General features: G+C 53.4%; 16 protein-coding genes. All 16 read left to right on the plus strand.

Features of this window, described 5'->3' with window-relative positions:
• Window positions 1-32: 32 nt before the first annotated feature.
• The 16 genes from ACNKH6_RS00200 (at window position 33) to ACNKH6_RS00275 (ending at window position 15,883) form a co-directional block, all read left to right on the plus strand.
• Window positions 33-1,742, plus strand: coding sequence for a hypothetical protein (locus ACNKH6_RS00200; protein ID WP_417913526.1), 1,710 nt, complete (start codon window positions 33-35; stop codon window positions 1,740-1,742).
• A gap of 26 nt (window positions 1,743-1,768) precedes the next feature.
• Entirely contained in the window at window positions 1,769-2,581 is an 813-nt protein-coding gene (locus ACNKH6_RS00205; protein ID WP_417913527.1) for a hypothetical protein, read from the plus strand.
• Between the two features lie 90 nt (window positions 2,582-2,671).
• Complete coding sequence (locus ACNKH6_RS00210) at window positions 2,672-3,193, plus strand: DUF456 domain-containing protein (protein WP_417913528.1); 522 nt, start codon at window positions 2,672-2,674, stop codon at window positions 3,191-3,193.
• 226 nt (window positions 3,194-3,419) lie between these two features.
• Entirely contained in the window at window positions 3,420-4,202 is a 783-nt protein-coding gene (locus tag ACNKH6_RS00215) for a hypothetical protein (RefSeq protein WP_417913529.1), read from the plus strand.
• Window positions 4,203-4,329: 127 nt separating this feature from the next.
• A complete protein-coding gene (locus tag ACNKH6_RS00220; protein WP_417913530.1) occupies window positions 4,330-6,801 on the plus strand; it encodes a DNA topoisomerase III in 2,472 nt (823 codons plus the stop codon).
• Between the two features lie 56 nt (window positions 6,802-6,857).
• Complete coding sequence (locus tag ACNKH6_RS00225; protein WP_417913531.1) at window positions 6,858-7,931, plus strand: AAA family ATPase; 1,074 nt, start codon at window positions 6,858-6,860, stop codon at window positions 7,929-7,931.
• Window position 7,932: 1 nt separating this feature from the next.
• On the plus strand, window positions 7,933-8,580 hold the full coding sequence (locus tag ACNKH6_RS00230; RefSeq protein ID WP_417913532.1) for a DUF3226 domain-containing protein: 648 nt from the start codon (window positions 7,933-7,935) through the stop codon (window positions 8,578-8,580).
• Between the two features lie 48 nt (window positions 8,581-8,628).
• Window positions 8,629-9,036 (plus strand): ribosome silencing factor, encoded by a 408-nt coding sequence (gene rsfS, locus ACNKH6_RS00235; RefSeq protein ID WP_417913533.1) that lies wholly within the window; start codon window positions 8,629-8,631, stop codon window positions 9,034-9,036.
• Window positions 9,033-10,574: a 2,3-bisphosphoglycerate-independent phosphoglycerate mutase gene (gene gpmI, locus ACNKH6_RS00240; RefSeq protein ID WP_417913534.1), complete on the plus strand. Its 1,542-nt coding sequence runs from the start codon at window positions 9,033-9,035 to the stop codon at window positions 10,572-10,574. The genes rsfS and gpmI overlap by 4 nt, the downstream gene beginning before the upstream one ends.
• Window positions 10,575-10,643: 69 nt before the next feature.
• The gene (locus ACNKH6_RS00245) at window positions 10,644-11,960 is read left to right on the plus strand and encodes an AAA family ATPase (protein WP_417913535.1); all 1,317 of its coding nucleotides are present in this window, start codon (window positions 10,644-10,646) and stop codon (window positions 11,958-11,960) included.
• Complete coding sequence (locus ACNKH6_RS00250; protein ID WP_417913536.1) at window positions 11,960-12,550, plus strand: RloB family protein; 591 nt, start codon at window positions 11,960-11,962, stop codon at window positions 12,548-12,550. Before ACNKH6_RS00245 ends, ACNKH6_RS00250 begins: the two co-directional genes overlap by 1 nt.
• Window positions 12,551-12,586: 36 nt before the next feature.
• Window positions 12,587-13,117 (plus strand): HPP family protein, encoded by a 531-nt coding sequence (locus tag ACNKH6_RS00255; protein ID WP_417913537.1) that lies wholly within the window; start codon window positions 12,587-12,589, stop codon window positions 13,115-13,117.
• A gap of 84 nt (window positions 13,118-13,201) precedes the next feature.
• Entirely contained in the window at window positions 13,202-14,299 is a 1,098-nt protein-coding gene (gene recA, locus ACNKH6_RS00260) for a recombinase RecA (RefSeq protein WP_417913538.1), read from the plus strand.
• Window positions 14,300-14,301: 2 nt separating this feature from the next.
• Window positions 14,302-14,814 (plus strand): dihydrofolate reductase, encoded by a 513-nt coding sequence (locus tag ACNKH6_RS00265; protein ID WP_417913539.1) that lies wholly within the window; start codon window positions 14,302-14,304, stop codon window positions 14,812-14,814.
• A gap of 17 nt (window positions 14,815-14,831) precedes the next feature.
• Window positions 14,832-15,377, plus strand: coding sequence for a nitroreductase family protein (locus ACNKH6_RS00270; protein ID WP_417913540.1), 546 nt, complete (start codon window positions 14,832-14,834; stop codon window positions 15,375-15,377).
• Window positions 15,374-15,883 (plus strand): hypothetical protein, encoded by a 510-nt coding sequence (locus ACNKH6_RS00275; protein WP_417913541.1) that lies wholly within the window; start codon window positions 15,374-15,376, stop codon window positions 15,881-15,883. The genes ACNKH6_RS00270 and ACNKH6_RS00275 overlap by 4 nt, the downstream gene beginning before the upstream one ends.
• The last annotated feature ends 12 nt before the right edge of the window (window positions 15,884-15,895 follow it).

Below are 15,895 nucleotides of genomic sequence, written 5' to 3' on the forward strand. Positions count from 1 at the left end.
AGACACATACGATCACCAGCACACCTTCAACAATGGATGCTTCCTCAGTTTCTTTCCGCCCCGGCCTGCTGGGGCTGCTGTTTTTCAGCTTGGGCGCGCCGCTGCTCCTGAGCGGCTGCCTGCCTTCCAGTCCGCCGCCGACACAGCGTCCGGCAGTGCCGCAGACTCCTGTTCCGCCGCAGTCTCGGCAGACCATTTCGCCGGAAGAGCAGGCGGCGTATTCCAAGCAAGTTCTAGAACCAGCCCTTGCCACAATCAATGGCCGCATCGCCGCCTATGAGCAGCGGCTGCGCGACTGGCAGGATTTAGGCGGCAGCCAAGAAACGCTCAAGCTGACTCCAGACGAGGTGGCGCAGCTGATCACCTGCCGCAACAAAACAGCAGAACTTCAGAATGCCTATAAAGGCTTGCAGGAAAGGTTGCGGCAGGAACAGTTGCCGCGTATTTCCCGTGAGCAGATATTCGGTTCGTTGCAGGATTTTAAAGAGCAGGATATCGCTTATTTGGAAGGTGAATGCCCCAAGCTCTTCAATTCCCTCAAAGCTCCGGCAAGCCAACGGCAAGAGCCTGCCAGCGCAGTTGCTGCTCCGGCCCAGCAGGAAACTGCGCCGCCAGAACAGGCTGTTCAGCCGATGCAATCAGAGCAGCAGGCCCCTGCTGTAGACAAAGGCGCGCTGCATCGCCAAGGTCTTGAGCTGCTGAAAAGCGGGCATGAGCAGGAGGCGCGCAGCGCCTTTGCCAGTGTGCAGACGGCGGCCAAGCGCGACGGCGACCGTCGGCAGGAGGCTGAGGCCTTGCAGATGCTGGCCGACCTTGATTTCGGGCATCAGGATTATGCGGCGGCCCGGCGGAAATACACGGAGCTGCGCCGCATAGACAGCAGTTGCGCCGCCCGCTGCGGCAGATATCTGGCCGCGCTTGAAGCGGTCGGCACTCGGCGGGACGAGCTGGACACATATGCCGCCTTGCTCCTTGGCTGCCTGACCTACCGCCCGGACAAAGACGGCTTCACGCTGGCCCAGCAGGCGGCGGAGTTCATGCGGCTGTTCCCGGAGTCGCCCTTGAAGAGCGATGCCGAAGATTGGTCGCGAAAAATTGAGCAGGAGGCGGAGCAGTGGTTTTCCGGCTTGCTCGCGCAGGCAGGCAAGCTGCCGCCGGAGCAGGCGGTGAAACGTCTCGATCAGGTGCCGTTGGATATTTTGCCGTTAGACAAGCAGGATATAGTCCGGCAGAAAAAAGAGGCGTTGCAGCCTGCTGGTGCGGCATCTCACACTGAGGCTCCGGCGGACGGCACACCGGCAGCAGTGCCAGAAGGCAGCAAAGCGCAACCAGCTGGGCCAGTCAGTGCTCCTACAGCCAGTCCTCTGCCTGATCCGGCAGCAGCCTTGCAAGAGACTTGGGACAAAGGCATGGCGGCCATGCAGGCGGAAGACTATGACCAAGCCATTGAGCTGTTCACCAAACTGAATGGCACGGAATTCGGAGCCAAGGCGGATGGAAAAGTTGGCGAGGCGCAGCGGCTGGCAGGTGAAAGCATTCGCAAAAAAGCAGCCGCACTGTTCCAGCAGGCCTTGAATGCGCCTGATCAAGCAACGAAAAAGGAGCTGCTGCGTTCCTCCAAATCGCTGCTGGAGGACATCCTGCGCAAATATCCCCGCGCAGGCATTGAGGCGAAGGTGAAGCGGAATCTGAGCAGCGTGGACAGAGAGCTGGCCGCCGGTAGCGGCGGAACTCAGCATTGAACCCATCATACGAAAAGGAGCGGACTATGGACGACAAAAAAAATGTTTTCATCGGCGCGTTGATTGCGCTGCTGCTGATCTCGGCGGTCTGGGGGCAGAAGGAGACTGGTCGGTGCCGGAAGCTGGCCAAGGAAAACAAGATGATGCACACCCGTCTGCAAGAAGCGGACAATGCGGTGCAAGTCAACAGCGAGCTGCGGGCGGACGCGGCACGGCAGAAGGATGCGCAGCAGCAAACAGCCGACCAGCTTGACAAGTCCCGCAAAAAAATTGAGGAGCTGCAAAGCAGGCTTGCTGGAATGGCCGAGCAGGAGCAGGCTCTGGCTGATTTGAAAGCGAAGAAAGATCAGGCGTTGGCCGCTGTTGAGGAGGCCAAGCAGGCTCTGGCGGCAGAGAATGCGGCGCAGGAGCAGAAACTGGCCGAAGCTGCCAAAATGATTGAGGAGGAGAATAAACGGCTGGCCGCCTGCGAGGGAAAAAACAAAGACTGCAATCAGATGCGGGCTGCGGTTGATGAGCTGGATGCTGCCAACCGCCAGCTGGAGGAGGAGCGCAATAAAGTTCTTGCCGAGGCAGAAACTCTGCGCGCCCAAGTGATTGGTTTGGAGAAAATCGTTGAGGAGCGCAGCGCGACATTGGCCAAAACTGGCAAAGATTTGGAAAACTGCAAGCTCAACAACGAGATACTGATCGGCCAAATCGCCCAGCAGCAAGGGCAGGGCAAGCAGGAGCCGAAAAAAGGCACTCAGCCGATGCCGAAGAGCAAAGCTGAACAGCAGCAGCAGGCTCCGGCAACCCCGGCACAGAAGCCAGTCCCGCAGCCGGTTCAGCAAAAATAGCCTTGCAAAAGATGGCAAGCTGTCTCAGGCTCAGGACGTGCGGCTCTGTCCTGGGCCTTCGCATTTTGCACCTGAGCTGTGGAGGCCCGGATGCTTGAATGGCTTCAATCCCTCTGCGCTGCGACTCTGGCGCAGACCCATGTCTGGGGCTTTCTGGCCGCTTTGCCCTTCATTGCTGCCGGGTTCGTCGGCATCGTTTTTCCAGCCTTGCCCGGCACTGTTCTGATTGCAGGCGGTTTTTTGGTCTATGGCCTGATCACCGGCTTTGACAGCCTCTCAGGCTGGTTTTTTGTCGGTCAAGGGCTGCTTATTTGTCTCGGCTATGCGGTTGATGTGCTGGCCACCGCTTGGGGTGTGCGGAAATTCGGCGGCTCCAAGGCAGCCGCTTGGGGCGCAGTTCTGGGAACCCTGCTGGTCTTTGTGGTCGGGCCAATCGGCATTCTCGTCGGCCCGCTGCTGGGCGCAGTCGTCGGCGAGCTGATCATGGGCGAACAGCTCAAGCAGGCACTCCATTCTGGCGTTGGCTCCTTTCTCGGCTTCATCGGCGGAGTCGCGGCCAAAATGCTGATCGCTGGGATTATGGTGGCGTGGTTTGTGGTTGAGATAATGTGAGGATAAAAACGTGGCAATTTTTAGATGCAACAAATGCGCTCACCTGCGTGAGGTTCCCAGTGAGCATGTCGGCAAATCGGTGAAATGTCCGAAGTGTCAGCAAGCGGTCACAATCTATGACACTGTTCTCTTCATTGAGAAATTGCTGGAGAAATATTTCATGCAGGCCAAGGCCCTGCGCGAGCTTCAGGAGCAGCTTCAGCCGCAAAAGCCGGAAAGCAGTTCTGTGCCGGAAAAAACTTCGCTTGAAGAAATTGATATTTATCATACCGAAGCTCTGAAAAGCGACGAGCAATACCGTCCTGTTCTGCAATGGTTTAAGCAGCGACAGATTGCAGTTGAGGTGAATCATAAAGCAATGGACACCACCGGTTTTTTTGATGAGATTGCCCTTGCCTTGGGAAATGATTTTGACACCTTGAGCGAAGTTGTTGAGCAGATCAAGTATGTGCAAAGGAAAGGGTATGGGGAGGTGAAGCTGAATCTTAGCCGAAAAAGCCAAGAGCAGGTGAAGAAAATCACTGAATTCTGCCGCAATCTGTATGACTACACCTTTGTCGCCAAGTATTTTTACCAAAAAGAGGATAAAATAATTCGTCTAAAGCTACAGACAATCCCGGCGATTATCAATTTTTTCAATGGTGAATGGATGGAATGGCTGATCTTCATGCGGCTGCTGGAATTCTTCCGGGATAAGAAGCTGCCGGCTTCCTGTCTGCGCAATGTATCTATCACCTTTCCAAATAAAGATGTGCATGAGCTTGACATCTTTTTCCTGATCAACGAGTCTATTCCAGTCTGTATTGAATGTAAATCAGGGGAATTTCAGCAGCATATTGACAAATATCTGACGATGCGCAAAAGAATGAGTATAGACAAAGCGAATTTTTTGCTCTGTATTGTTGGCCTTAGTCAAAAACAGTGCGAGGGCTTAACCGGAATGCACGAGCTGACATTTGTCAACGAGAGCAATTTTCTGGATCATATCGAGAAAATGATAGCTGGTTGAGAGAATGACTTTCAGTCAGTTCTTAAATAATCCAGCCGCCGCCTATATTGAGCAAGAAATCTTCTATATTAAAATTTGCGGGTCGCATAATCTACGCAGCCCTGTGAGCATGTAACTTGAACTGAATATGGCAAAGACCCTCATCATCGCTGAAAAGCCCAGCGTGGCCGCTGACATTGTCAAGGCTCTGCCCGGCACATTCGACCGGCAGAAGACCCATTTTGAAGGCGAGGACTGCATTGTCTCCTACGCCATCGGCCATTTGGTTTCCATTGGTTTTCCAGAGGAAATTGATCCGGCCCTGCAAAAGTGGGATTTGGAGAATCTGCCCATTCTGCCGGAGGTTTTCCCCCTCAGTGTCCTGCCGGACAGCAAGCCGCAATTCATGGCCCTGAGCAAGCTGCTCAAACGCAAGGACGTGGACGTGATTGTCAATGCCTGCGACGCGGGACGCGAGGGTGAGCTGATCTTCAAATACATATTCCGCCAGGTTTTTCCCAAGCCGCCCAAGGATAAAACCGTGCGCCGCCTCTGGCTTCAGTCCATGACGCTGGACGCGATCAAGGACGGCCTGCGCCAGCTCCGCGACGACAAGGAAATGGTGCCGCTGGAGCACGCCGCGCTCTGCCGCTCCGAGGCGGATTGGCTGATTGGCATCAATGCCACCCGCGCCCTGACCTGCCACAATTCGCGGCACGGCGGCTTCAGCAAGACTCCCTGCGGGCGGGTGCAGACCCCAACTCTTTCGCTGCTGGTCAAGCGCGAGCAGGAGCGGCTGGCCTTTGTGCCAAAAGATTATTGGGAATTGCACGCCCAGTTTGAATGCGGCTCGGTCAAGTATCCAGCGGTGTGGATTGATGCCGCTTTCAAAAAGGAACAGGAAGACCCGGACGGCAATAAGAAGCGCATCTGGGACGAGGAGCAGGCCAAGGCGATTGCCGAGAAATGCTTGGGCAAGCAGGCCAAGGTCGAGGAGGAAAGCAAAAAGGTCAGCCAGAATGCGTCCCTGCTTTACGACCTGACCACCTTGCAGCGCGAGGCCAACTCCCGCTTCGGTTTTTCGGCGAAAAACACCCTCAGCCTGGCGCAGGCGTTGTACGAGCAGCACAAGCTGATCACCTACCCGCGCACCGACAGCACCTGCTTGCCGGAAGATTATCTGGCCGAGGTGAAAGAGGTGCTTGCCAGCCAGCAACAGTGGCAGCACGGACGATTTGCCGCCGAAGCTCTGGCTAAGGGCTTTGCGGACAAGAATGCGAAAAACAAGCGCATCTTCAACAACAAGAAGGTCAGCGACCACTTTGCCCTGATTCCCACGGTCAACCTGCCCTCGAAGCTGGACGAGGCCGAGCTGAAAATCTATCAGATGATCGTGCAGCGTTTTTTGGCCATTTTCTTCCCGGCAGCAATCTTTGATCAAACCCGCCGCTTGTCCATTGTTGAAGGCGAAACCTTCCTCACCGAAGGCAAAATTCTGGTTGAAGCTGGCTGGAAGGCCATTTACGGTGCCAGCGCAGAGCCGGGCGAAGGCGGCAAGACCTTGGAGGCTCTGCCGAAAAAGACAGCGGCCATCTGCGCCGAAATTGAGCAGAAAAAATTAGTGACCAAACCGCCGCCCCGCTTCAATGAAGCCACCTTGCTGTCGGCAATGGAGCACTCTGGCAAATTAGTTGAGGACGAGGAGCTGGCCGAGGCGATGAAGGAGCGCGGCCTTGGCACCCCGGCCACGCGGGCGGCGATCATTGAAAAGCTGCTGACCGAGAAATATCTTGTCCGCGAGCTGAAGGATTTGGTGCCGACCGGCAAAGCCTTTGAGCTGATCGCCTTGCTGGAGGCGCGAGATATTGATGTGCTGGCTTCGCCGGAATTGACCGGCGAATGGGAGTTCAAGCTCAACCAAATCCTGAAGGGCAAAATGACCCGCGAGCAGTTCATGCAGGAAATCCGCCAGCAGACCGCCACCATAGTCGGCAAGGTCAAGGAAGGCAGCCCAATGCGCAAGGAGGCCGCGTTCTCGCCCGTGGCAGGCTGCCGCTTCTTTGAGACCGACACCGCCTACGAATCCGAAGGCCGCCGCTTGGTCATCCGCAAAATTCTCGGCGGCAGGGTGATGAGGCCGGAGGAAATCGTCCGCCTGATCCAAGGCGAGACGGTCGGGCCGTATGCGGATTTCCGCTCCAAGGCGGGCAAGCCCTTCACGGCCTCGCTGATGCTGAAAGACGACAAGGTTTCCTTTCAATTTCCTGATTCAACGGATAATCTTGATCTGGGTGCAATCAAGGAGCAGGAACCGGTTGGCTTTTCGCCGGTTGATCAAAGCCCGGTTTTTGAAACTGCGATGGCCTATTTGTCTGAATCCGCCCTGAACGGCGACCAGAAGCAGGGGCTGCGCATTGGCAAAACCATCTTGGAGCGGGCCATCAGCCGGGAGCATGTCGGCCAATTGCTGACGCAGGGCAAGACCGAGCTGATCAAGGGTTTTATCTCCAAGAAAAAACGGCCCTTTGATGCCTATTTGCTCATGGATGCGAAAGGCAAAGTGACCTTTGAATTTCCGCCGCGAAAGACGAAGGGCAAGGGCGGAGAGGAAACAGAGTAAAATACTCGTTCCCATGCAAAGCGTGGGAACGGGAACTTCTTTGAGGAGACTTTAAAATGATCACTCAGCTTGAGATAAAAAATTTCAAAGGCTTTTCTGAATATAAAATTGATGATATTGGGCAGGTCAACCTGCTGGTTGGGACGAATAATTGTGGAAAGACTTCGGTGCTGGAGGCTATTTATCTCTTAAAATCAAGAGATACCTCTGTATTATATTCATTTATTCCAGAAAAAGATGAATTTATTCAGAATGAAGAGCGAATGCATCGTGATGTAGAAGGAGATTTGTGTCAGTTATTTCATGGATTTAATTTGACACCAAAATTAGATTTAGCCATCGTAGCTGCCGATCAATCTATTGAGGGGTTGTCGTTTTTTATCAATGAGACCGAAAAAGTTAAATCATCTTTTTTAAAATTTACACCATACTCTGCTGGACAATATCAGCTTGACGTTGAGTGGCTGTGGGATCAAAATAGATATTGCAGAGGAAAATGTCCAATCAGTCGTGAAGGAGGGTTAATATATAATTATATGAGAAAATCTTTTGATTCAAAATCAAAAATGGTTGCATGTGACATTAATATAAAGCTTGTGCCATCTTTATCTTTAAACAAAGAAGAGATTATTTTTTTACTAGACAAGATATTGTTAACTTCAGACGAAGATTTGATGCTTGAAGCTGTAAGAATTGTTGAACAAGATATTGTTCGTGTTGCTTCTGTTGGTAAAGGGGGGATAATTGTCAAAAGCAGAAAATGGGAAAAAAGAATCCCTGTTGATAGTTTCGGAGATGGCATCCGTCGGCTGCTTGGTATTGTTCTCTCTCTTATCGGAGCCAAAAACGGCACACTGTTGATTGATGAGATAGACACCGGCTTGCATCATACCGTAATGTCCAAAATGTGGAAGCTGGTTTGCGCCACTGCAAAAAAACTCAACGTGCAAGTTTTCGCCACCACGCACAGCAGAGATTGCTGGGAAACGCTGGCTGACAATGCCATTGAGGATGAATTTGCAGATATGTCAATCCGCATTCATCGGATTGATAAAGATATGAAGCAAGCAGAAACATTCACTAATAAGGAAATAAATCTTGCCTTCAACCGTGAGCTTGAGGTGCGCTGAGATGCTGGCTTATTCAAAAGTTCTGCTGGTTGAAGGCGAGGACGATAAGCGGGTTATTCCTCAGCTTGTTGAAGCGAATGGCATTAAATGGGGAGAAAATAAGAAAGAATGGATTGTTGAGATTCAGGCATTGGGCAGCGTGGAAAAACTGCTGGATAAAGAAGAACTCAGCATTCAGGTCAGAATGCGACGAAAAACTTTAAAAATACTTGGCATCATTCTTGATGCGGATGATTATCCAGCTAATCGTTGGCAAAGTATTCGCAATTGCCTCATCGAAATATATCCTGATATTCCAGAGGAACTCCCTCCAACTGGCCTGATTCATCCCGGTGAAATCAAAGTCGGCGTTTGGATGATGCCGGACAACAAAGAACGGGGAATGCTGGAAACCTTTTTGCAATTCCTCCTGCCGGAAAACGGAAAAGCATTGTGGGATTTTTCTGAGCAAAGCTGCCAGCAGGCCAAAGCGCAGGGAGCTTGCTTCAAAGACTGCCACAGCGACAAAGCAAAAATTCATACGTGGCTGGCGTGGCAGAATCCGCCAGGCCGACAACTTCATCAAGCAGTAACGGAACGCATTTTGTCTTCAGATTCACCACAGGCTGCGGTTTTCATGCAATGGTTCAAAGAGCTGTTTGAGGTTTGAAAGAAGTTTTACAGAATGTTGAATCCATAAATTCATCTCAACAATACTATGCAACAACTCAAAAAAGAATACCGCGAGCACACCGCGCTGGAGCTGGCCGCTGTCTGCGCCCGCGTCGCCCTTGACACCAAAGCAGAAGACTTAGTTGTCCTCGATGTGCGCGGCCAAGCCTCGTTCACCGACTGCTTCCTGATCATGAGCGGCCGCTCGACCCGCCATGTGCAGGCCTTGGCCGAAGCCATCGAGGCGGAGCTGAACTCCAAGCGCATCAACAGCAAGCACGCCGAGGGCCTTCAGGAAGGACTCTGGGTGCTGCTTGATTTCGGCGACGTGGTGGCGCATATTTTCTATAAAGAGACCCGCCAGTTCTATAATCTTGAAGGCTTGTGGCACGACGCGCCCCGCCTTGATTTGCAGGCCGATTTGGGCATAGAGGAGCAGGAGGACGACAAATGACAGCGGCAGGACGGCCTGTGGTTTTGGCGATTCTCGACGGCTGGGGCATTGCCCCGCCTGCGCCAACCAACGCGGTGCATGTGGCTGAAACTCCGAACATGGACAGATGGGCGGCGGAATATCCCTGCACCACGCTGGCCGCGCACAACGGCGCGGTCGGCCTGCCGGAAGGACAGATGGGCAATTCCGAGGTCGGCCATCTCAACATCGGCGCGGGCCGGGTGGTGTATCAGGACTACACCCGCATCAGCCGGGCCATTGCGCTGGGCGAATTTGCCAAGAATCCCGCGCTGACAGCCGTGCTGGACAAGGCGCAGGCCGCTGGCTCGCGGGTGCATTTCTGCGGCCTGCTTTCGGACGGCGGGGTGCATTCGCATCTCAGCCATTTGGCGGCTTTGCTGGAAATGGCCGCCGCCCGCAAGATTGAGGCCAAGATTCACTGCTTCATGGACGGGCGCGACACCCCGCCGAGCAGCGGCGCGGGCTATATGCAGCAGCTCTTAGCAATTATCGAGCGCATCGGCTGCGGCAAAGTGGCGACGGTTTCTGGCCGCTATTGGGCGATGGACAGAGACACGCGCTGGGATCGGGTCGAAAAGGCGTGGCGGGCGATGGTTGACGGCCAAGGCTTGACGGCGGCTGATCCGCTTGACGCGGTGACAGCGGCCTATGCTCGCGGCGAGACGGACGAATTCATTCAGCCGACTGTGCTGGATGCGGCAAGCCGGATTCAGCACGGCGACGCAGTGGTTTTCTTCAACTTCCGCGCTGACCGGGTGCGCGAGCTGTGTCACGCCTTTCTTGATGCCGATTTCAAGGGCTTTGATGTCAGCAAACGGCCCAAGCTGCTTGAATTAGTGACGATGACCGAATATGAGGCGGAATTTCCCTTTCCGGTCGCCTTTCCGCCGCAAAACCTGACCCGCATTTTGGGCGAAGAGGTGAGCAAGGCCGGGCTGCGCCAGCTACGTATTGCTGAGACTGAGAAATATGCGCACGTCACCTATTTCTTCAACGGCGGGCGCGAGGAGCCATTTCCCGGCGAAGAGCGCATTTTGATTGAGTCGCCGCGCGATGTGGCCACCTATGACCTCAAGCCTGCCATGAGCGCGAATACAATCACAGAACGTCTGCTGGATGTTTTAGCCGAGCCGCGTCATGAGCTGATCATTCTCAATTTTGCCAACGGCGACATGGTTGGACATACCGGCATTCTGGCGGCGGCAGTGCAAGCCTGCGAGACCGTGGATTCCTGCTTGGGCCGGATTGCCGAGCGGCTGCGCGAGCTGGATGGCATATTGCTCATCACTGCTGATCATGGCAATGCTGAAATGATGGTCAATTTGGAAACCGGCCAGCCGCACACAGCACACACCTTGAATCCTGTGCCGCTGATTTTGGTCAGCGAAAAACACAAAGGCAACAGACTGAAGAACGGTGGCGCATTGAAGGATATTGCCCCGACTTTGCTGCATCTGCTCAGATTGCAGCAGCCGGTAGAGATGGAAGGGGAGTGTTTGCTTGCTCTTTCTTGTTGATTGTCCTGCATCAACCATCTAAGGTGACTCTATGGAAAGAATACAACTTGCATATCGGGAGATGACGCGATGATTATCAGCTTTACGCTTGAAAATTGGATGTCCTTCCGTGATCCAGTCACCTTTTCGATGGTTGCCACCAAAGAGCGGCGGCATGGAGGACGTATTCCCAAGCTCCATAAGTATGGAACAAGAGTTCTTCCCATTGCGGCTATCTATGGCGGAAATGCTTCAGGGAAGAGCAACTTCTTTCAGGCGTTAAACTTTGCCAGATCGTTGGTGGTCAAAGTCAGCCAAATTGACGAGCTGATTCCGGTTGAACCTTTCTGTCTGGATGCGGACGGAACAGAACGGCCATCCCGATTTGCCTTTGAGCTGCTGATTGACGAAATTATATACGAGTTGAGCTTTGCTGTGACCAGAGCTGCGGTTGTTGAAGAAAAACTTGTTAAAATTGCGGATGACAACGAGGAAGTTCTCTACAGCAGACCAGGAAATCCAGCAGACCCATCACTTCAACCCATCTTTGAAGGCACCAGAGAGAATCAGCTCTTTCTCACCAACTCTGTTTCACAACGCGTCAGCGCATTCAGGCCGGTTTATGATTGGTTCAAGAATAAGCTTCTGTTGGTTGGGTCCAATTCACGTATTGATCTGTTTCCGGCTATTCGGGAAAATCCGGTATGCACTATTATGAACGAGCTTCTTCAGCAGCTTGATACAGGAATAGCTCATCTTGAAGGAGAGGAAATTCCTTTTGAGACTATTCTGTTGCCGGAATTTATAAAGCTCGATATTCAGAAGAATCTAAAAGAAGGAGCTGCTGTTGCCATTCAGGTTCCATCTGATCCAAACGGTGGCGTGACAAAAATTTTCATCACACGGAAAGAAGGCAAGCTGATTGCCAAGAAACTGATGACCTCCCATCTGAAAACAGATGGCACAAAAGTAATGTTCGAGACCAAGCAGGAGTCGGACGGATCGCAAAGGCTCATTGATCTCCTGCCCGTCTTTCTTTCGTTTTCCAGTCAGAATTCACATCAAGTTTGTGTCATAGATGAGATTGACCGCAGTTTGCATACGCTTCTGACAAGAAGATTGCTGGAAAGATACCTTGCCAGCTGTTCTGCAAAGAGCCGCTCACAGCTTCTGCTGACCACACACGATGTGCTGCTGATGGACAAGCAGCTCTTGCGCCATGATGAAATGTGGGTGGCGGAACGAGATGCTTCCGGCGCATCCACGCTCTATTCCTTTAGCGAATATAAAGATGCCGCGAAAGACAAAGATATTCGGAAAAGCTACCTGCAAGGACGACTGGGCGGCATTCCTCGTCTTTTACTGAATGGCCCGTTGCGGCAATGCAAATCAGAGGAGGCGGAATAATGCCTCCAAAATTGAGTAGATTTACAAGAGCGATTGGCCAGCGGTCATATCGGAAGTTGTTTCTCATAGCTGCCGAAGGCGAGAAGACAGAACAGCAATATTTTAATTTTTTCAACAGCCGCGAAGCGACGATTAAAGTTGAATGTTTAAAAAGCGGGCATAGCAGTTCGCCTTTCCATGTTCTGAAGCGCATGAAAACGGAACTGAAAAAGAATGAACTGAAAGATTCAGATGAGGCTTGGCTGGTTGTTGATAAAGACCAGTGGACAGATGAACAGCTTTCTGAGCTGCATACTTGGTCGCAAGAAAAAGAAAATTATGGCTTCGCCCTCAGCAATCCTAAGTTTGAATACTGGCTGCTCCTGCATTTTGAAGACGGCAAAGGCGTTCAATCTTCAGCGCAATGTTCAGAGCGACTGAAGCAGTATCTTCCAGATTACAATAAAGGGATTTGCATCAATAAATTCCCTAAAGAAAATATTGCTGATGCTGTTCGACGTGCTCAACAGCGCGACAATCCTCGCTGCGTCAATTGGCCACAAAATGTCGGCACAACGGTTTACAGGCTGGTTGAAAGGCTAATTTCGTAGGTCCTCGCGTGAAGACAAAAGACTATGATTGCACAGATGAACAAATATTTCCAACGCATGAAACCGACCGGCACATGTCCACCGCGAAAGCCGGTCAGTAAAATAATCTGGTCGTGGATTGGGGCTTTTTTCGGCATTTTTTTAGTGCAGGCAGTTTCTGGACACGTGAGCGGATTAGTTTTGATCGGCTCGTTTGGCGCATCTGCCGTTTTAATTTATGGCACGCCGATGGCTGAATTTGCCCAGCCGAGAAACCTCGTCGGCGGACATTGTGTTTCAGCCGTGGTCGGAGTGACCGTATTTTTACTTTTTGGCAGCAGCATGTTGGCTGCTCCGGCGGCAGTTTCTTTAGCCGTTGTGGCAATGCACTTCACCCGCACGCTACATCCGCCGGGAGGAGCAACCGCACTCATTGCTGTTATCGGCGGAGACAATATTCATGTTTTGGGCTACCGCTATGTTCTTTCACCAGTTCTGCTTGGCTCGCTTCTTATGCTCTTGGTCGCCCTGCTGGTGAACAACATGTCCGCCAACCCGAAGCGGCATTATCCTGTTTATTGGCTGTGAATACAATTACAAGAAGAGCTTTGACGTGCACATGCAATTGAGCGCAAGACGTTCTGTTCTCGCATAACAATCAAGGAGAATCACATGGCTGTTTCACCGGAAAAACAGGCGGAAGGAAGAAGCAAAAGCGTTGACAACGCCATCAGTCAGATTCACCGGCAGTTCGGCAAAGGCTCGATCATGCGCCTTGGCGAGCATGAGCGGCAGAATATCCCGGTTATTTCCACCGGTGTGCTGGGCATTGATTTGGCCTTAGGCGTGGGCGGAATGCCGCGTGGCCGGGTGACGGAAATCTATGGCCCGGAATCCAGCGGCAAAACCACGCTGGCTCTGCACGTCATCGCCGAAGCCCAGCGGTTAGGCGGCAACGCGGCTTTCATTGACGCAGAGCACGCCCTTGACACCACTTACGCTGAAAAACTGGGCGTGGATGTGGACAATTTGCTGGTTTCGCAGCCGGATTACGGCGAGCAGGCTCTGGAAATCTGCGAAATTTTGATGCGCAGCGGCGGCTTGGACGTGGTTGTGGTGGACTCGGTGGCGGCTTTGGTGCCCAAGGCGGAAATTGACGGCAACGTCGGCGATCAGCATGTCGGCCTGCAAGCCCGGCTGATGTCGCACGCCCTGCGCAAATTCACCGGCCTGATTCAGAGAACCAACACCGTGCTGATTTTCATCAATCAAATTCGTATGAGAATCGGGGTGATGTTTGGCAGCCCAGAAACCACCACCGGCGGCAACGCCCTCAAATTTTACAGCTCGGTGCGGATTGACATCCGCAGGATGACCCAGATAAAAGACGGTCAGGAGGTCATCGGCAACCGCACCAAGGTGAAGATCGTCAAAAACAAGGTTGCGCCGCCTTTCCGGGAATCGGAGTTCGACATCATTTACGGTGAAGGCATCTCACGCGCTGGCGATCTGCTCGACTTGGCGGTTGACCGCAAGATTGTTGACAAAAGCGGGGCGTGGTACGCCTATAACGATGAGCGCATCGGCCAAGGCCGGGAGAACGCCAAGGCCTTCCTCAAGGAACATCCTGAAATGCTGCTGGAAATTGACCAGAAAGTGCGGCAGCTCTGCGCCTTGCCGGAGGCTTCCGCAGCCGATTTGGCAGAAGCATACACCGACGATCTCGCGCCGGAAGACGGGCCGATCAGCGACAGCGACCTCTACGAATAACGATGGAGCTGATTCTGATCGCTGCGGTGGCGGCCAACGGAGTCATCGGCAGCGACAATAAGATTCCGTGGCAGCTTCCCGGCGAGCAGGCCCGCTTCCGGGAAATCACGTGGGGGCATTGCCTGTTCATGGGCCGGAAAACGTGGGACTCAATTGGCCGCGCTCTGCCGGGGCGGCACAGCATCGTCGTGACGCGGGATGAAGATTTTCAGGCGGAAGGCGGCGAGATTGTGCATTCCTTTGCCGAAGGTCTTGCCGCCGCCCGGCGCAGGCAGGCAGCCAAACTCTTTGTCATCGGCGGCGAGCAGCTCTACAGCATGGCCCTGCGTCATGCTGACACCTTGCTCCTTTCCCGTTTGGCGCAGGCCTATCCCGGCGATGCCTATTTTCCGCCCTTCTCCTGCCCGCCGTTTGCGCTGACACACAGCGAGCAGGTTGGCGGGCCGCTGCCGTATCTGGTTGAAACCTATCGGCGGCTTGCTGGCAACCAGCAGCCCTCGGAGTGGGAAGAGTGATTGCTCCAGCAGGAGATATGAACCAGCCCGTCCAAGAAGCGATCAGAACGCGGCGGAGCATCCGCGAATTCACACCGCAGCCGGTTGAACGCGCCCTGTTGCTGCGCATCATCCAAGCAGGCATCTGGGCACCGTCCGGCCTCAACAACCAGCCGTGGCGGTTTGTCCTTGTCCGTGACAGCAGCATTCGCGAGCAGCTTGCCGGACTGACCCAGTATGCGCACATCGTCAGAGCGGCTCCGGCCTTGATTGCGGTTTACCTTGATCAGGAAAAGATGTATGATCGGGTCAAAGATCATCAGGCCGCCGGAGCCTGCATCCAGAACATGCTGTTGGCTGCGCATGAGCTGGGGCTGGGCGCGGTCTGGCTCGGCCAGATACTGGCGAACAAAGAGCAGGTGAACAACGTGCTTGGCCTGAGCGGGCACTATGAGCTGGCCGCCCTGCTCGCCTTTGGCCATCCTGTCCACCGCAGCCAGCAATCCCAGCGCCAGCCGCTGGAAACGTTCATCTTGCATGAATTTGGAGGAACTGTCCCATGCAATCAAGGAGGAATGTCATGAAACAAGTTGCCATCGCTCTGACTGTTCTGCTGCTGACCTGCTTCGTGCAGGAAAGCCGTGCCGCAGGTCTTGTCTGGCAGACATCGAAACAGGCTGCTCTTCAGCTTGCTGTCCAGCAGCAGAAAAAGGTGCTGTTAGTCGTTGGCCGGGACACCTGCCAAAACACCAAATATATGCGTTTCACCGTGTTGGAGAGCGTGTTTCCGTTTCCGCCGGTCAAGGAACTGGTCGAGCAGCACTATATTGCTTGGTATGCCAATATGGATCATTCCACTGAATGGCAGATGTACGCCGCAGGTCTGGGTGCCTTTAATCTGCCGATTATCTGCGTGATTGATCCGGCCAATAGCGGCACTTATCTTGACCGCAGCACCGATGTCCAGTCTGCGGACAAAGTGTATGCGCGTTTGCAAGCGTTCACTAAATCTAAATCGTCGGCACCTCCTCCAGTTCCGCCTGCGAACTCTCCCCAGTTTTTGACGACACCTTCGCTCCTCAAAAAATGAAATGACATTCAG

The organism is Candidatus Electronema sp. JM, assembly GCF_048287415.1.
In the GTDB taxonomy this organism is placed as follows: domain Bacteria; phylum Desulfobacterota; class Desulfobulbia; order Desulfobulbales; family Desulfobulbaceae; genus Electronema.